At 39.4% G+C, this 18,241-nt stretch carries 11 protein-coding genes; 2 read left to right on the top strand and 9 right to left on the bottom strand.

Features of this window, described 5'->3' with window-relative positions; all coding sequences use genetic code 11:
* Positions 1 to 23: 23 nt before the first annotated feature.
* The 4 genes from AC0L7T_RS11820 to AC0L7T_RS11805 all read right to left on the bottom strand — a co-directional run bounded on the left by AC0L7T_RS11820 (position 24) and on the right by AC0L7T_RS11805 (position 7,056).
* Positions 24 to 1,682 carry a RagB/SusD family nutrient uptake outer membrane protein gene (locus AC0L7T_RS11820; RefSeq protein ID WP_473342840.1) on the bottom strand — a complete coding sequence of 553 codons (1,659 nt, stop codon included), beginning with the start codon at positions 1,680 to 1,682 and terminating at the stop codon, positions 24 to 26.
* Between the two features lie 18 nt (positions 1,683 to 1,700).
* Positions 1,701 to 5,144: a TonB-dependent receptor gene (locus tag AC0L7T_RS11815; protein WP_473342839.1), complete on the bottom strand. Its 3,444-nt coding sequence runs from the start codon at positions 5,142 to 5,144 to the stop codon at positions 1,701 to 1,703.
* A gap of 159 nt (positions 5,145 to 5,303) precedes the next feature.
* Entirely contained in the window at positions 5,304 to 6,362 is a 1,059-nt protein-coding gene (locus tag AC0L7T_RS11810; protein WP_473342838.1) for a FecR family protein, read from the bottom strand.
* Between the two features lie 310 nt (positions 6,363 to 6,672).
* Positions 6,673 to 7,056, bottom strand: coding sequence for an RNA polymerase sigma factor (locus AC0L7T_RS11805; RefSeq protein WP_473342837.1), 384 nt, complete (start codon positions 7,054 to 7,056; stop codon positions 6,673 to 6,675).
* Positions 7,057 to 7,279: 223 nt separating this feature from the next.
* Between AC0L7T_RS11805 and AC0L7T_RS11800 the strand changes: the two genes are divergently transcribed.
* On the top strand, positions 7,280 to 8,644 hold the full coding sequence (locus AC0L7T_RS11800; RefSeq protein WP_473340714.1) for an IS110 family RNA-guided transposase: 1,365 nt from the start codon (positions 7,280 to 7,282) through the stop codon (positions 8,642 to 8,644).
* On the opposite strand, the gene AC0L7T_RS11795 is transcribed toward AC0L7T_RS11800, so the two are convergent.
* Complete coding sequence (locus AC0L7T_RS11795; RefSeq protein WP_473343366.1) at positions 8,564 to 8,821, bottom strand: RNA polymerase sigma factor; 258 nt, start codon at positions 8,819 to 8,821, stop codon at positions 8,564 to 8,566. The two genes, AC0L7T_RS11800 and AC0L7T_RS11795, sit on opposite strands and share 81 nt — an antisense overlap.
* A 298-nt stretch (positions 8,822 to 9,119) precedes the next feature.
* Here AC0L7T_RS11795 and AC0L7T_RS11790 point away from each other — a divergent pair, with 298 nt between their 5' ends.
* Positions 9,120 to 10,682, top strand: a complete 1,563-nt coding sequence (locus AC0L7T_RS11790; protein ID WP_473342836.1) for a protein adenylyltransferase SelO — start codon at positions 9,120 to 9,122, stop codon at positions 10,680 to 10,682.
* 558 nt (positions 10,683 to 11,240) lie between these two features.
* Here the strand turns inward: AC0L7T_RS11790 and AC0L7T_RS11785 are convergent.
* The 4 genes from AC0L7T_RS11785 to AC0L7T_RS11770 form a co-directional block, all read right to left on the bottom strand.
* Positions 11,241 to 11,615, bottom strand: coding sequence for a DUF3703 domain-containing protein (locus AC0L7T_RS11785; protein ID WP_473342835.1), 375 nt, complete (start codon positions 11,613 to 11,615; stop codon positions 11,241 to 11,243).
* A gap of 204 nt (positions 11,616 to 11,819) precedes the next feature.
* Positions 11,820 to 13,157 carry a sulfatase family protein gene (locus AC0L7T_RS11780; RefSeq protein ID WP_473342834.1) on the bottom strand — a complete coding sequence of 446 codons (1,338 nt, stop codon included), beginning with the start codon at positions 13,155 to 13,157 and terminating at the stop codon, positions 11,820 to 11,822.
* A gap of 26 nt (positions 13,158 to 13,183) precedes the next feature.
* Positions 13,184 to 14,662 (bottom strand): RagB/SusD family nutrient uptake outer membrane protein, encoded by a 1,479-nt coding sequence (locus AC0L7T_RS11775; protein WP_473342833.1) that lies wholly within the window; start codon positions 14,660 to 14,662, stop codon positions 13,184 to 13,186.
* A 45-nt stretch (positions 14,663 to 14,707) separates the two neighbouring features.
* Complete coding sequence (locus AC0L7T_RS11770) at positions 14,708 to 18,169, bottom strand: SusC/RagA family TonB-linked outer membrane protein (RefSeq protein ID WP_473342832.1); 3,462 nt, start codon at positions 18,167 to 18,169, stop codon at positions 14,708 to 14,710.
* Between the last annotated feature and the right edge of the window lie 72 nt (positions 18,170 to 18,241).

The raw sequence follows: 18,241 nt of genomic DNA, 5'->3' as shown, positions 1-18,241 counted from the left end.
GCTTTATTATTTTATTAAAACCACTATCTGTTTATCCATCCTGGATTTTGTTCCATAACGACATCCTTGTTCCTATCGATTACACTTTGTGGAATAGGCCACAGATTAAAATCAAAGTTAAGCGTCAAAGGAGTGATTTCATGTAATGCAAACTTTCTGATTCGATCCACAGCTACAGTACCACCCATTCTCAAGAGCGTGTTCCACCTGCATTCTTCACCGAAAAGCTCTCTGGTTCTTTCATCCAAAATAAAATCAATATCCACATCACCAGCAGAGATTAATACATCACATTGAGCCCGGGTCCGGATTAAATTGATATCATTGGCAGCACTCTGGTTGTCACCTTTCCTATGGTAAGCTTCAGCACGCAATAGAATTGTCTCCGCAAGGCGAATAGCATATTCATCCCTAAAGAGATTGGACCTATTTTGTCCTTGATCAAGACCTACAAACTGATCGGTGGTAAGTTTAAAAATTATGGGATATACCCAACCTCTACCTGCATTTGTCTCATCGATCACATCCTGAGGCACTTCCTTACCAAAAAGATCTGGAAAATTGGGATCATTGTATATAATGGTTCGGATTATATTGTGTTCTGCACCACGTTGATCATTGGCCGAGATGGCTTCCTCCCACACAATATCCCCAGCATAAGGGGTTTGCCTGAAAAAGGCTACACCACGACCACCCGCATCTTCGGCTACACCATCAAATCCTATAATGGCTCTGTAAACAGGCATATAATACCTGGGATAATTCAAAAAAGATTGACCGTCCTCAGCAAGGAAAGCATCAAAATCTACTTGAAATGTCCAGATACTTTCCATGTTTCCATCATTGTAATTGATGTTGTTGATACGAAAAAGGTCCCAGTAAACATCTTTGCCTAGTTCATTCATTCTTTGTCCAAATCGCTCAGTCATTAAACCAAATGTACCACCATCTATCACATCAGAGGCGTGTTTAATCGCCTGATCATAAGCTGAGGCATCGGAACTCTCAATGCCTAGCCCCAAGTAAAATTCAGCCAGATAATGCTGTGCTGCACCCTTTACTATCCTTCCATCCTGTGTTGTGGTCTGAGGAAGGTCCCCTATTATAGCTTCCAGTTCATCAATCGCAAATTGGTAGGTGTCCGCCCGGGTCTCCCGGATATAATCGAACCTTGGCTCAGTAGCTATTTCTTTCACGATTGGCACACCACCAAACAATTCTGCCAACATTCCATGGGCATAAGCGCGGAAAAACCTTGCCTGTGCCAATGTATATGCCCTTTTTTCATCCGACTCGAAGGTAATCTCTTCAAGATTGGCCGCATAAATAGCTGTATTGGCTGTAGCTATCAATTGGTAATAAAAGGTATAGGTATTGCGAAATTCACCTCTTTCAGGGTTGATCCTACTGTAGTCACCGAAGGTAGTAGAAAGCCTGAACTCTGGAGCATCCATTACATCAGTACTAAAGCCTTTGGCCTGGTAGTTTGTGGTTCTGAAATTCCTCACCCGAGAATACATAGTGATCAATAGTTGATCCACCTGGGATTCAGAAGAGAATATGTTCTCGAATGTATAAAAGGTTTTTGGCTCCTCCAGTAAGAATTCGTCATCATTACACCCTACTGCAAAAACCAGAAACAATAGTGAGAAAAGTTGAATTTTATATTTATATATCTTCATGTTTTCTGTCTTTATTTGTTAAAAGCCTACTTTTAAACCCATAGAATAGGTGGTCGGTACAGGATAGGCATTGTCACCAGGCCTAATCCCCGATTCTGCGTCCCCTCCACCATACCAATCCGTAAAGGAGTATAGGTTGTAAATGCTACCATATAACTTTAAAGAGGATACGCTTATCCCGCTAAGCATGCCCTTAGGTAGTTCATAGGATAAGTTAACGTCCTGGATTCTAAGAAAGCCTCTGGACATTAGACCAAGGTACCTGTTTCCATTGAAATCTGGTCTTAGGTAATACTCACTCTTGTTCTCAGGTGTCCACCAATCATGGTCGATTTCATTGGTATCGAACCTATTGTTGAAGGAATTGTGACGAGGGTTTTCCCTTTGGTAAAAGTTATCCTCTCCACCTCCAAAAATACCTGAAAGCATTACATAAAAGCTGAAATTTTTGTATTTGACAGTATTTGACAGACTAAGTCTAAAATTCTCTTGTCTGTAACCCAGTATTCTTCGATCATAATCAGCAGTAATGATACCATCTGGAATACCTTCGGGACCACTTAGGTCTTTAAACTTTGCATCTCCTGGAGTGGCTCCTGTATTGGCGATGTATTCAGTATCAGCCTCCTGAACTACTCCATCATATTCATATCCGTAAATACCATTTAAAGGTTTACCTATAAATAATCTATTGGAAAGGTCATCGTCCTCTATACCATCACCATCATTGTCATCACCATACAACTCAACTAATTTATTTCTGTTTTTCCAGAACATAAGTCCAGAGGTCCATGTGAAATCCTTCTTTGAAATATTGGTAGTTCTTAGGCTTATTTCAATCCCTCTGTTGTCCACTTGACCAAGACTTGATATAATGGAGCTAAAACCTGTCATAATAGGTATTTGCCTCACAAAAATCTGATCGGTTGTGCTGGAAAAATAGAAATCGAGATCCAAAAGAATGTCTCCATTCAACCAGGCAGACTGGAATCCGCCATTAAATGCCGTAGTGGTCTCCCAACCAAGATTTGGGTTCCCCAAGGCGTTTTGTGATATCCCGTACAAAATTGTAGAAGGTGCGTCTCCAAATTCATAGCGAATTCCACCCCCACTTCCACTGGCAAAAGGGGCTAATGTACCATAAGGAGATACGCCCTGATTACCATTTTGGCCATAGGATGCTTTTACCTTCAGGTAATTCAAATAATCCCCTCCTTTGAGGAACTCTTCTTCTGAAAGCGTCCATGAAACACCAAGTGATGGGAAATTACCCCATTTTTTTTCACTACCGAAAACTGATGATCCATCTCTTCTAACAGTAGCAGTCAGGTTATACCGATCTAAATAGGAGTAGCCAATACGGCCTACATATCCAATATTTGCTCTTTCAACAACATTCAGATTATTTCTTTGAATAGTTCCTTTATGGATTCCATTGATACCCAATAAGGTATTGCCGTTATCGGAATAATCATTCCCACTTGCTTCAACCAATTTAGTGTAAGAATAATCCCTTGTTGCTACGAATGTGGCATCGAGATAATGGTCTCCAAATTGTTTGTTATAGTTTATTATATTGTCCATCACATAGGTGTGATAGTTTGTTCTACGATTGGATCCATTTGCCTGAGCCAATGTCTTAGCTACCTCAGTAGGTGAGTATCTTTGGATAAAAGGTTGCACCAATTGTTCCTGGATATAATAATTCTCGTGATAGAACCTGTCCTGAATATTATTATTCGCATTAATGGAATAATTGAATCGATAGGTAAGCCCGTCGATCTTAGGAACTTTAACCAATGCATAAGTTGCTATTCGGTAAAAATTTCTTTTGTCAAGGTCATCAACCCCTTCGCTCAAATCCCATAATGGACTTGGGATAGATGATCCGGTTGGATACCTTTCCAGAAGCGTCCCCGTATTGGATTGAGGATTTTCAGGCATGGCATCCCATCGATAGGGATATCCTTGCGGAGCCATTGAATAAGCCCTGCCAACATTCGCTCCAAGACCTGAATAATTATTATTGTTGTAGGCACCGTCTATTCCTACCTTCAGCCAATCGGTCACCTCTGCATCCAATTTTGAACGCACAGAAATTCTTTGGTAATCGTCACCTACGATAGCACCTTCGTTGCTATTGTAACCACCTGAAAAGTAATAGTTTAATCTATCAGACCTTCCAGCTACAGACACTTGATGGTTTTGGATAGCGCCATTTCTTGAAATCAAATCCATCCAGTCAGTGTCCACACCTTGGGCAAAAAGTCTGGTTCTGGTCACATCATCAAAAACAATTTCAGAGGGTGAATTGATAGAGGGAGTTTGGGCCACATATTTCTGGGTCCACCGATCAAGGTTCATCATGTCAAATTGATTTTGCCAACGGTTGACTCCAAAAGAACCATCATATTTTATGATTGGTTTGTTGGTTTTCCCTCTTTTTGTAGTGATCACAATCACCCCATTTGCAGACCTTGATCCATAAACTGCGGCAGCTGAAGCATCTTTAAGTACATCAATAACGGCTATGTCATCGGGATTAATGTCTGTAATACTTCCCAGATAAATAATCCCATCCAATACGATTAAGGGAGAGTTTGATCCATTAATGGAATTTTGCCCCCTTACCAAAATACCAGGAGTGGAACCCGGGGATGTTTGGGGAGCTACATTAACGCCTGCGATGGTTCCTTGTAATGACTGAAGCGCATTACTGGAAGTCGAAAGCGACAATTCTGAATCTTCCAATTTTACAGTTCCCACTGCACCACTTATGTCTTTTCTACGGGCTGTACCATATCCTACAACCACCACTTCATCCAACGAGGCGATATCTGTAGAAAGTTCTAAATCAATTACTGTCTGATTTCCCACTTCCACTTCTTGGGGAGAAAATCCCAAATAACTAAATATCAAAACGGAGTTGTTATCTGGGACAGTAATAGAATAGCTACCATCAATATCTGTGACCGTCCCTTGAGATGTTCCTTTCACAATAACATTGACACCAGGAATCGTCTCTCCATTTTCGTCCGAAATGGTACCGGTAACCACTTTTTCTAGTTCCACAAATAGATTACTTCTGGATATTTCAGGAGTTGTCAATATTATGTATCGGTCCCTTACAGCATGTTCTACATTGGTCCCAGCAAACAATTGGTTTAAAACGTTGTCAATGGATTCATCGCTAACATCAATGGACACCTTTCTGTTTACATCCACTACTTTCTCACTGAACATAAAATAAAACTCACTTTGAGCTTCAATATCATGGAGAACCTCTCTTATTACATCATTTTCAAAAACCAAGTTAAGTTTCTTCGTTTGGGAGTAGGTTTTTCCAGCAAATACTGTGATGGCTGAAAAAACGATTAAGAAAGAAGTTAATTTAATAATTCTAACTGCTTTTTGGAAATTGGGAATTTCCCCTCCCCTATAATTACGGTTATTTTGTTTCATACTCTTGTAGTATTACGATTTGAAATTGCCCTGTGCAATTCTTCAGGGTTTATAGTAAAATTTAATTGTAGAAATTGTAACATTCCTACCTTTGTAGTAAAACATATTATTTCATAGGCATTTGCTTTTAGGTTAGGTTAAAAATGTATAAATGCGGTATTACCGCTTTTCTATTCGAATTTTCTGTTTTGAAAAAGAACCATCAGCTTTTTTGATCCTGGGGTAAACTTTATAGCTGATGTCGGTAACCTCCTTCATTAAATCAAGGATAACCATGAGTGGATCATCCTCTAAGGTTACTGTATAGGTGTAATCCCTAATCTCATCATTAATTTCAAAATCAACATTAAATTTTCTCCCCATCTTTTCAGCGATGTTGACAATGAGTTCATTCTCAAAAATCATTTTCCCATCTTTCCAGGCAATGTATTTTTCTATGGCGCCAACCGAAGAGGTTATTTCTCCTGAATTTGTATTTATAGTTACATGCTGACCGGGCACTAACCCACCAATCGATTGATTTTTACCTTCAGTCATGCTTCTTTCAACAACTACACGCCCTTCTTCAAGGGTAGTGGCGACAAAATCATCGTTTTGATAAGCAGAAACGTTAAAAGAAGTTCCTAGTGCTTTAATGGTTAGCCCTTTAGTTTTAACAACAAAAGGCTTTTCAGGATTATGAGCCACTTCAAAAAAACCTTCTCCTTGTAGGCTTATTGTCCTTGTGTTACCGCTAAAAATGCGTGGATATTTAATTTTACTTCCGTAATTAAGGTTTACTTTTGAGCCGTCAGACAATTGGACAACCACTCGACTACCAATAGGTGCAATTATTTCCAGTGTATCCACCGAACCAGCAGAGAAATATTGTCCTTGATAATTGTTGGATAACATCAAGAAAACCAAAGCCCCTATCAGTGGTAAAAATAAAACTGCCGCAACACGGCTAAACCAATTAATTACATGTTTTTCTTCCTTTATAGAGATGTCATTAGAATGACTGCTAATATTTATTTCATGGTGTATTTTGTCTAGAATGGCGGTAAATTTTTCCGGGTTATTAATATCCTCTTCTTTATCTGAAGCCTCCCATTCCTCTAAACACCAGTTTTTAAATTCATCCTCATTTTCTCTGGATTTTAACCAGCCAGATAGCTCCTCAAATTCCTGATAGGTACATTTATTATTTAAGTATTTGCCAAGTATTTTTTTATTCATAAACCCACTGAATGCATCCTTCTGAAATGTATAAAATATTAGATTTTAGCCTATAATTAAAATTTAATTTTGTCTCAAACCCTATTATATAATACGCATGGGCCAAATTAGGGGACTAGATAGAATGGAAACTTTCTTAGCAAACCGGACAATTGAAGAAAAAATTATAGCAACTTGATAAACGAATAAAAACGCCTTGACCACCTCACTATAAGTGATTTAAGTAACACACCTGAGACTATAAATAGGTATTCGTAATTGTTATTTTTTAGTCTTATTAATTAGGAAGTAAAACAAAGGCCAGATTTACCTAAATCATTAAATATATAAAAAAGGTATTGATAGCTAATTCATTGTTCAAATTAGATTTTAAAAATTTCAATGCGGTTACTAAGTGATTTTTTACCGTGTTTTCAGATATCCCCAACTGTTGTGCAATTTCTTTGTGACTAAATCCCTTATCACGGCTCATCCCATATATCTCCTGCTGTCTTGAAGTCAATTGAGACAACAAATTTTTAACATTTGCAGTAAGCTCATTAAAGTGGATTTCATTGATTACATTGTCAGGACTTGTAATGCCTTGAACAGCCATTAAATACTCCCTGCTGTTGGACTCGGTAATCTTTTTACGAAGAAGACTAATGGTTGCGTTATAGGCAATCCTCCATATATGAAACACATTTACTTTCAAAGCTAACGGGGTGTTGCATCATCCCGACATTTTCTTAAATTAGTAAGGCTCTTTGTAAGGCCGATTTTTAAACTGTTGCTTCTGATTATTCGGAAAGCACGGGCGCAATCCTGGTTGGGATGCTTGCGATTACTTTAGTGGCGGTTCCGGTTTTTACCGGAAACCCCGTTCAGAATATTTTCTTGCCAAAAGCACATCCCCTTAGAGCCTAAGTTGTCTCATTATGGAACAGGAATTTGTATCAATGCAAGTCATTAATCCGCAGGCTGCGGGTATCGATGTAGGCAGTCGCTCCCATTGGGTGGCTGTGGGGCAATCCGAAAAGGATGTGCGTGAATATGGAGTCTTTAATCAGGATCTGTTCGCTTTGGCAGATTGGTTAAAAGAAAAAGATGTCAAAACAGTGGCCATGGAGAGTACCGGTACTTACTGGCAAAACTTGTATGCGGTTTTGATTTCCAAAGGGCTTCATGTGGTGCTTTGTAATGGAAAGTTTACCAAAAACATCAAAGGTAAGAAAACAGATATAAAGGACTGTCAGTGGATTCAGAAACTGCATACGCTAGGGCTTTTGACCAGTAGTTTTCTGCCTGATGGTAAGACAGAAGAACTCCGGACCTACTGCAGGCAAAGGGCTAATCTACTTCAATTAGCCGCCTCTACATCCAAGAAGATGCAAAAGAACCTTAGGTTGCTCAACTTAAGATTGGACGTAGTGGTCAAGGATATCTGTGGGCTGACTGGTCTGTTGATTATTAGGGCTATTTGTGATGGTGAAACTGATCCAGAAAAACTGGCCTCTTTCAGGCACGGAAACTGCCGGAAAAGTGAAGAAGAGATAGCCAAAGCCTTGCAGACCAATGGCAGGAAAGATTACCTTTTCGCACTCCAGCAGGAACTGGATACCTACGACCACCTCCAAAATAAAATCAATGAGTGCGATATGGAAATTGATAAGATGCTAAATGAAATCATCAATTCCGATGACAATAAGCGACAGCATTTTATCGATGCGAAGCCCCACAAAAGAGTCAACAAAAATACCCCAAAGGACATTGATCTTAATTTGAAGTCCTATCAAATGTTTGAAGGTACTGACCTGCTTGCAATTGAAGGGATGAGTTATTCTACTGTTCTGGCACTAATGAGTGAGGTTGGCCTTGAAGGAATTAGGAAATTCAAAACAGCCAAGCATTTTACATCATGGCTGAGGCTTGCACCTAACAATAAAGTAAGTGGGGGAAAAGTACTTTCCAGTAAAGTTCCAAAAGGAAGCAACAGACTGAAAATCGCATTACGGAATGCTGCCAATGCCATTGGGAACCTGAAGGATTCTACACCACTACGAGACTTCTTCCATAGAATAAGCTTTAGAAAAGGAAGGGTTTCGGCTATAAGTGCCACTGCCCGTAAGCTGGCGGTTATCATCTGGAATATGGTGGTGAAGGGAGTTCCCTATATTAATCCGGAAGGCTATCTCTTCCTAGATCAGAAAAGAAAATTGGGTTTAGTTAAACGGATAAAGAAACAAATCGATAAATTCGGTCTGACTAATGAGGACCTTGGGCTCGAAATTGAGCCAATTTGAAGGTTTTTTTGTAACGTTAGTCAGAATGGTAAAAATAAATGAATCAAAAGATCGGTAAACATCTATTTTATCCCTGTTCTCCCAAATTTTAATAAAAACTTCCTGAACCATACCTTCAGCATCTTCTTTTTGCTTCAAATACCTAAATACAAACCTGTAGAGTTTATGACAGTACATATTGTAAATAGCATCAAAAGCGGTCATGTCTCCTTTTTTTAGGAGTGCTACTAATTCAAGTTTATGATTCTTAGTTTTCAAAAATTTAGATTGTTAACAATCTCAAAAGTACTCATTCAAATGTATAATACAATATTTTTACCGACTATCAGGATGGAAAACCTTTGAAAACAATAATAAAAGTTAAATCAGACAGTATATTGGGTGGAAAGAAATATTGGAAAGCCTTCTAGAACTACTTTTATGCTTTAACCGTTTGTCTTTATAGAATAGCGACGAAGTCAATAGAATAAAAATAATGAATCTTAATCTAAAAAACACTTTCATACAAGAATTACCTGCGGACCCAATTTTGGAAAATAGCCGCAGACAAGTTAAAAAGGCTTGTTTTTCTTATGCTACACTGAAAAAAACTGCAAAACCTGAGCTTTTACATGTCTCTAACGAAATGCTGAAAAACCTAGGTTTGACAGAGGCCGATAGTAAATCCACGGCCTTTTTAAATGTGTTGACAGGAAATACTGTAATGGAAAACACAAAACCTTATGCCATGTGCTATGGAGGCCATCAGTTTGGAAACTGGGCAGGCCAATTAGGTGATGGTAGGGCCATAAACTTATTTGAAGTAGTACATGATCACAAGCAATGGACCGTTCAGCTTAAAGGAGCAGGTACAACGCCCTACTCTCGGACAGCAGATGGATTAGCGGTATTACGCTCCTCAATTCGAGAGTATTTATGCAGTGAGGCCATGCACCACTTAGGCATACCAACCACAAGAGCTTTATCTCTGGCATTAACAGGTGACGAGGTAATGCGTGATGTATTGTACAATGGCAATGCAGAATATGAAAAAGGTGCCGTGGTTAGCCGTATTTCCCCCAGTTTTATACGCTTTGGTAGTTTTGAGATTTTTGCTTCAAGACAAGATACAGAGACACTAAAAACATTAGTAGACTATACCATACGTCACCACTTCTCCCATTTGGGTACTCCTTCGAAAGCTGTTTATATCGCTTTTTTTAATGAAGTCGTTCAACGGACTTTAAGCATGATTGTCGATTGGCAGCGTGTTGGTTTTGTTCATGGAGTAATGAATACGGATAACATGTCCATTTTGGGTTTGACCATTGATTATGGCCCCTATGGTTGGTTAGAGGGTTTTGAAGAAGGTTGGACACCAAACACAACCGACATTCAGCACAAAAGATACCGATATGGCAACCAGCCCAATATAGGCCTATGGAATTTATACCAATTGGCCAATGCCTTGTATCCATTAATTGAAGAGGTAGAACCTTTAGAGGCAGCATTGAATCAATACAGAACAGAATTCCCTAAAGCCATGGCTCAAATGATGTGTGGCAAAATAGGTTTAAAAACAAATGATCAAAAGGACAATGCTATAATCCAGCATTTGGAGACCCTTCTTCAACTAACGGAAACCGATATGACGATTTTCTTTAGGAAATTGGCAGCCTTTAAAAAAGACCAACCGGATGAAGGCCTGGAATTGATTAAAGAGGCATTTTACACTCCCACAGAAGTAACCGATACCATTAAGCAACAATGGAAAGATTGGTTTCAACATTATGCTACCCGTTTGCAAGTGGAAGCAGTCTCGGATTCGGAACGAAAAAAAGCCATGAACGCAATAAATCCCAAATATGTATTGCGCAATTACATGGCTCAACTGGCCATTGATGATGCCGACAAAGGTGATTACGCGCTTATTGATGAATTGTATCAAATGCTAAAAAACCCCTACGCCGAGCAACCTGAAAATGAAAAATGGTTTGCCAAACGACCTGAATGGGCAAGGCATAAAGTGGGCTGCTCCATGCTTTCCTGCAGCTCATAACAAGCTTCTTGTTTGGTAGCTTATTACAAATATTTCATTCACTACTAATGACCCAAGTTCAAGCCAAGATCTTAAGACCGACTAAATCGTCACTGCGAACCCTTTTTTTGGGGCCACTGAGGTGGGAAAGGGTGTGGCCCTCTCTTATTGCTGAGAATTAACACAGTTTTCTCCACGAAATACCCTCACTGAGCCACGAAATGAAGGATTGGTTAGGAAATCAAAGAAATTTAAGTCAATGACAATTTAATTTTCATTATATAGAAACCAACCATGTTATTGGGTTTTATTCACAAACTTCCTATTGGGTATTCTGAGGTACTGTATTCCGATAAAAAATATGTGCTTACGCGTGCGGATTTTAATAGTGGGAAGAGTATTAAAATTTACGCCCAAGAATTGGGGGGCACCAATTTTATAAGTTTAAATTATTATATAACCTCCAGTAAAGAATTGCTAAAACCCTGCGAAATGCCTGAAGAGAAAGTTATTCATTTTTTAAAAAACCTTCAGGTGATAGGTTAATTTCAATCCAATATATAATTCAGGTATTCCTTTTCACTGTTTCACCCCTGTTTTTGCAAAAATATCCTGCAATTCTTTTTCAATTGGAAAAGGCTTTAAAGGGGGCACATTTGCTCCTCCAGGATTGCCCACAGGTACTTTACCTACAAAGGACTTCACTCCTCCAAAAATCAATCGCGGAATTTGTCCGAAGATTTCTTTCAAACTTTTAATCTTAAAACCAAATTGCAACATTTTCCAGTGAACATAACTGTGTGCATAAGGGTATCTTTGTCCCAATATATGGGCTTTTTCCAAATGCATCCATGCATTTTCCAGATTTCCAGCATTGTACTCAATGCTATACTTCTTAATCTCCTCTTTAAAATAAGGTGCTAATTTAGTGGGAATCGAAGTGTAAAGTTTCATACCAAAAACTATTAGGATTTATATTGGAAATATACCTTCAAATCCCTAACGATTTTTACCCACCAAATGGTTGAGAGTAAATCACTTTTTTTAATAAAAAATCATTGAACATATAGGTTATCGTTCAAAATCAGTAAGCAAAAACAAAAGCTAATCCAAGCTAAAAAAACAAGGAAAGGGATAAAATCCCTTTCCTAAATAATATTATTTACCCCACCAATTATCCAGTGAAGCAGTGAGTTTCTTCACTACCTCAGGATGTTTATCGGCTAAGTTGTTTTCTTCCAATGGATCCTTAAGAATATCGTAAAGCAAAACCTCCTGCGTATCCTTATTGGCTACGCCTGGGACTATAATCTTCCATGGACTGGTGATAAGAATTCTGCTTTCAAGCGTTTTTTCCTTAGCATTTACCCCTTTCATGTCATGGGCAAAATCCTGACTGTAAATCACCTTTCTCTTCTTCAGTGCTTTCTTATCCATAATATTGATTCCTTGCATATCCGGAAGCGGATCAAGGCCTACAGCAGCCATAGTAGTCACAGCCATATCAATACTACTGGTCAGATTGGAATGATCCATCTTGGGTTTTATTTTACCTGGCCACTTGTATATGATAGGTGTTCTAATGCCCATGTCTTGTGGGGCTTGTTTGGAACCTTCCACATATTTATTGGGCACATTTGGATCTTGTATCCAACCATTGTCCGTGACAAAAACTACCAAAGTATTGTCAGTAAGTCCTTTCTCCTCCACCCTGTCCAGGAGCTGCCCAACAGTAATGTCAAACCACTCGCACATGGCCCAATAGGCCGCAACTGATTTGGTAGGCGCTAAAGGCAAGTACTTCTGGAGTAAGGAATCCGGTGGATTGTGTGGGGAATGAGGTAAGAAGGGTGCATACCATACAAAGAACGGTTTGTCCTCATCAATCGCATGATCCATAAAATCGAATATAGGATCCATGCCTTCCCGGCCTATTTTAAGCCCTTCATCTCCATGTCTTCCCCCTCGGCTTGGATCACCATGTGTCATTCCATCTGTAAATCCACCCTCTTTGTAGTTTCCACCCCACCATTTCCCAGCCTGAAAAGAAAGGTATCCCAATTTTTTCAAAACCATTGGTATGGTAGGATGTTTCTGAAATTCATCCAGGTAATCCTTGTACAATCTGGATCTGGCCATTTGCCAATCATTATTGTATCGCTTTCCCTTAAAATCAAATTCCGGATCATTTCCGGTAATCCCATGTTGATAAGGATACAATCCTGTAATGATACTGGCTAAGGAAGGACTGCAAAGTGGTGCTGTCACATAACCTCTGGTGAATGTATGTCCTTCACCAGCCAGTTTGTCTATATTTGGCGTTTTAATATGTGGGTGCCCAGTAAATCCATAATCATTCCACGATTGATCATCCGAAAGAATATAGATAATATTGGGTTTCTCTCCTTGGGCATAGGAAGTCATTTTGGTAAATGACACCAAAATAAACATTATTATTACCCATTTTAAAGGACGAATCCTACTTACTTTTTCCATTCTAAATTATTTTGGTTATTGCGTTTTTAATAGCCTGAATTTTGTTCTAATCTGTTAATTAAAATCTGCTCGGCAGGAATAGGTGCCAACAATTTATTTGCTGTCACATTAAAGGAGGCATCAAATAGGAAGGGTTTCATTTCTTTTTCCCTGATCCCATGAGCTGACATGACCTCCACTGCTTTGCCACTTCTCTTTAAATCGTACCACCTTTGGTTCTCGAAACAAAACTCTACCTGGCGTTCATTCATAATCAAGTCTTGTAAACTTGTTTGATCATATCCGTTCAGCGCATCTGTTAGTCCGGCACGGTCTCTCACCATTTCTACATACGGAATGGCTTCTCCTGTTCTGCCCAAACCATTCAAGGCCTCGGCGTACATTAGTAAAACATCTGAATAGCGCAATACAGGCATATTGTCCCCACATCTATCATCAGGTGCAGAAACTGGTGGTTTGAATTTTCCAATATAGGACAATTCTCTTGTTTCACCGTCCCAATCGGGTCCTGTCCAGGTGTTAATTGAAACAGCTTTTCTTTTGTCGCCATCCTCAAAAGCATTTATTAGGTCTTCAGTGGGCATATTCCAGCCTGCAGACACCATACTTATATTCGGTCTGTTTGTGATCTCTCCTTCAGAGCTCCAAGGGGCAAACATAAATATAAACCTATTGGAAAGCTCCCTGTTATTTTCAGAAAACTGGATAGAAAAAAGCGTTTCAGTGAAATCAGGATTAGAAGGATCATACAAATCAGCATATTCAGGAAGTAAACTGTATTGATTGGAATCAATCACTTCTTTGAGAATACTTGCTGCTTCGGTGTAATTTTTTTGGGTAAGATAAACTTTACCTAAAAGTGCCTGGGCCGCATATTTATTGGCTCTACCATCTTCCTGAACAGCAGTAGCATTGGAGAAATGAGTTGTTGCGTTTGTAAGGTCACTGATGATTTGCTGGTAAACCTGCTCCTCAGTTGATCGGTCTATATTGACCGCTTCCTGAGCGGTAATTGGGTTGGTTACCAAAGGAACGCCTCCGTATTGTCGCACCAAATTAAAATAATAGAGGGCCCTTAAGAACAAGGCTTCTCCTTCTGATCTGTCTTTATAGGCTTCATTTGACCAGGATACTCCTTCTCTGTCAATTTCTGCCAACAGCTTATTGCAACGGGTGATCCCATTGTAGGATTCATCCCAAAATTGCCCATAACCACGGTTGTCGGAGGTGATGATAAACTGGTCAATTACACCTCTTACAGCTTCTCCTGTTCTGATATTGTATTGAAAACTCGTATTGTCGGATATCAACTCTGCCAATACCCAATGCAAATCCTTTTCATAATTTCTCATGGGCACGTAACAACCGTTGGCCAACAGGATAAACTCTTCCTGGGTCTGATAGAAATTGCCTTCATTTAAAGTCGTCTCTGGGAAGATCTCGAGAAAATCCTCTGAACAAGAACTCATTCCCAAAAAGACAAGTATATATAGTAACTTTTTCATGTCTGAATAATTTTTGTGAATCTCAGGTTTCGATTACAAATGCGTTTAAAAAGATAAATTAATACCTATGGAAATGGTTCTGGAGAGTGGATAAGAAGTCATATCAAATCCTGGAACCAAGGTATTGTTCTGGTTAGCCGCCTGCCCTTCAGGATTGGCGCCTTTATAATTGGTAAACATGGCCAGATTTTGAACTGTCATGTAGATCCTAGATCCTTTTACCACCTTCAAACGCTCCAGAAAATCACTTGGCAGGGTATATCCTAAAGTAAGATTGGATATTCTCACATAGGAAGCATCTTCTACCCATAAACTTGAAACCCTGTGACCCCAACTAGGTCTGACTTGAGGAATGCCTGAATGAATCCCATCTCCAGGAACTTCTGTGCTCCTCCATCGATTTTCCCAGTCTTGGTCCACATTGAAAAAGCCCTGAAGGTTATCTGTTGTTTGGCGCAGACCATTCATTACTTGTCCGCCACTTTGCCCATTGACTATTATACCCAGGTCAATGTTTTTGTAAGCAAAATTATTGGTGAGCCCAAATATAAAGTCTGGATGAGGGTTTCCAATAATGGTGTAATCCAATACATCATTGATCAGGCCATCTCCATTAACATCCCTATACTTCACATTGCCTTCGTATACCTGAGGCGTTTTTACAATATCAGGATTTTCCATATCCTCTGGCGTATACACTCCCTCTAATACAAAACCGTAAAACTGCCCGATAGGCTTACCTACTACTGAAACGTGAGTGGGATTACCATCATTATTTCCTGCCAGGATCCTAACCGTATTGTCATTTAGAGACATGACTTTGTTTCTATTGAAGGCAATATTGGCATTAATGTCCCAGGTAAAAGCCCCAACATAAGGCGAACCACCCAAGGCAATTTCTAGTCCCATATTTCGAACATTCCCCTGGTTAATGGTTTGTGAATTAAAACCTGTTATGGTAGGAATGACATCATTCAACAACATGTTATTACTTTCCCTTCGGTACAAGTCTATCAATAAGCTAAGTCTGCTTTCGAGGAATTGAAAATCCAGTCCAAGGTCAAATTGATTGGATTCCTCCCATGTCAAAAATGGATTGGCAAGTCCTACGGTAGAAGCGGTTACTTGATTGGTGCCAAACACATATGATCCTGCACTAATGGAGGCAAGGTGCGCATAGTTACCAATATTATTGTTGCCACTTTTACCATAACTTCCCCGGATTTTAAACTCATCTACCCAGTTGATATTTTGGAAAAAATCTTCCTCTGAAACTCTCCATGCTGCAGCGATAGAAGGGAACATGGCAAAGCGGTTTTGATTGCCAAACCTTGAAGATCCATCAGAACGGAAGGTAGCTGTCAACAGGTACTTGTCTTTCAACGCATAATTCACTCTTCCCAAATAAGAAATCATGCTCCACTCGTTGATTGCTTCTCCCCAATTATCAATACTTTGGGCCGCATTAATGGTGGTTATAAGGTCGTTCGGAAAAGGACTTGCTCCTAAGGAAATATTATTGGAAGTAAACTTCTGTGTAGTGTATCCAAGCAAGGCATTGATTCGGTGGTCACCTCTGGTTAAATCATAATTTACCGTATTTTCTATCAACCAATCAAAACTATTGCTTCTGGAGTTATAGGAAGAACCTGTTCCTGGTGTTGGAGGCCTGTTGGACGCGCCAATGGAACTTGGAATATACTGCTCATATTTTGACACTTCAAAAATAGTATTCAAAGAAGACCTGAATCTTAAATTAGGCAGAATCTCCAACTCAGCAAATGCCAATCCAAGGTTTTGGAAAGTGTTTTGCTGCATTTTTATCTCCTGTAAGGCGAATAAAGGGTTCACAAAACTCCATGCAGAATGGAATCGACTTTGAGGGGCTACAATGTATGGCTTAATATTTCCATTGGCATCATAAGGAGTTGAAATGGGATTGGCCCATATACTTACTCCCAATATATCATTTCTATTTAAATTGGTATTTGCTCGGTCTTGCTTGATAAAAGTTGGTTGAATAGATGCCCCAATTTTAAGTTTGTTAGTTACATTGCTTTCAATGCCCAGATTGCTACTAAACCTTTCTATTCCGGTATGTTTCAACACACCCTCTTGCTTGAAGTAACCTAAACTAAAATTTATCCTGGAATCTTTGGTGCCTTTTTGCATGCTAAAATTATGGTCCTGAATTTTAGCTGTCTGTAAAACAAGATCATACCAGTCTGTTCCCTTACCTAATAGGGCATCCAAATTCCTGTATTCCTCAGGGTAATCGGCCAAGGTAGGTTCCCTTCCTTCAGTTTGCCTAACTCCGATATCAATTCTATCGCGTTGGAATTGGGCAAATTCTCTTTGATCTAAAAGTTGTGGTCTTCCCTTCTGTGGCGCTTGCTGTACCCCTACCATTGAAGAAAAATTGATGGTTGTTTGATCAAGTTCACCCTTTTTGGTCGTAATCATTATCACTCCATTGGCACCTCTGGAACCATAAATGGCTGTAGAAGAAGCATCTTTAAGGATCGTTATGGACTCAATATTATTCGGATCAATAAACATCAAAGGGTTTAGGGTTTGATTCATCCCAGAGGAATAAGGCATTCCATCAATCACATAGAGCGGTTCATTGCCTGCTCCAAGGGATCCACTACCCCGGATTTTGACTGAGGTACCTGCTCCTGGCGCACCTGATACTTGCTGGATTTGTACACCTGCCACTTGTCCCACCATTTTCTGGTCCAAGGAGGAAACAGGCAAATTTTTGATCGCTTTCTGATTGACCGATGAAACCGCTCCTGTGACATCCTCTTTTTTCTGGGTTCCATACCCTACTACTACCACCTCATCCAAGGCAGCCTGATCATCCATCAAGGTGATTGAAAAAGTAGTTTGATTGCCTACAATGAATGTTTGGCTTTTATAACCTATAAAGGAGATTTTTATCACCGCACCAGCGTCTGCATTCAAAGAGAATTTTCCATCAATATCAGTTACTGTTCCGGTGGTGGTGCCATCAATAATTACTGTTGCACCGGGGATAGGGTTTCCACCTTCATCCAGTACTGTTCCATTGATAGGTACAAACGCATCCTCGGCATCGTTTATAACTGAAGTGAAATCTGACACTTCCCCTTCCTCATTTTCGGTCGCAAGGCCGGGCTTGACATAAATTGTATTGTTTACTCTTTTAAACTCAAAAGCCGTAACCTGTGCCAGGTGCTGGAGCACTTCTTTCAGGTTGCTTTTCTCATAAGAAAAGGTAAATCGATTGTTATCCTTGACTACTTTTTGATTGTAGGTAAAGTTAAAAAGGGTTTTTTCCTGGATTAGTCCCAGTACCTCTTTAAAAGTATTCGATTGAACGCTAATACTTAGGCTAACATCCTCTAAGTTTTGACTTTTTGAGGTGGTAGCCATTAGAAATTGCATTGCAATCACCTGGACAAGGAAGGCATATAAAAGCCTCTTTGATACCATGATCAATAGTTTTAGTAAATTAATTTCCATAATTTTAAATGCTTAAAATTCTTTTCGGGTTAGTTAATTGATGAGTGTTTTGAGTTGGATCCAGGACTGTTA

Source organism: Cyclobacterium sp. 10D3-21 (assembly GCF_055809755.1).
The sequence above is the reverse complement of the archived record's forward strand: the minus strand, read 5'-3'. Positions and strand labels throughout refer to the sequence as shown.

Bases quoted from the DNA above. Each gene is read 5' to 3' on its own strand.
- AC0L7T_RS11820 (WP_473342840.1), bottom strand. From the start codon at position 1,682: ATGAAGATATATAAATATAAAATTCAACTTTTCTCACTATTGTTTCTG.
- AC0L7T_RS11815 (WP_473342839.1), bottom strand. From the start codon at position 5,144: ATGAAACAAAATAACCGTAATTATAGGGGAGGGGAAATTCCCAATTTC.
- AC0L7T_RS11810 (WP_473342838.1), bottom strand. From the start codon at position 6,362: ATGAATAAAAAAATACTTGGCAAATACTTAAATAATAAATGTACCTAT.
- AC0L7T_RS11800 (WP_473340714.1), top strand. From the start codon at position 7,280: ATGGAACAGGAATTTGTATCAATGCAAGTCATTAATCCGCAGGCTGCG.
- AC0L7T_RS11795 (WP_473343366.1), bottom strand. From the start codon at position 8,821: ATGTACTGTCATAAACTCTACAGGTTTGTATTTAGGTATTTGAAGCAA.
- AC0L7T_RS11790 (WP_473342836.1), top strand. From the start codon at position 9,120: ATGAATCTTAATCTAAAAAACACTTTCATACAAGAATTACCTGCGGAC.
- AC0L7T_RS11785 (WP_473342835.1), bottom strand. From the start codon at position 11,615: ATGAAACTTTACACTTCGATTCCCACTAAATTAGCACCTTATTTTAAA.
- AC0L7T_RS11780 (WP_473342834.1), bottom strand. From the start codon at position 13,157: ATGGAAAAAGTAAGTAGGATTCGTCCTTTAAAATGGGTAATAATAATG.
- AC0L7T_RS11775 (WP_473342833.1), bottom strand. From the start codon at position 14,662: ATGAAAAAGTTACTATATATACTTGTCTTTTTGGGAATGAGTTCTTGT.
- AC0L7T_RS11770 (WP_473342832.1), bottom strand. From the start codon at position 18,169: ATGGAAATTAATTTACTAAAACTATTGATCATGGTATCAAAGAGGCTT.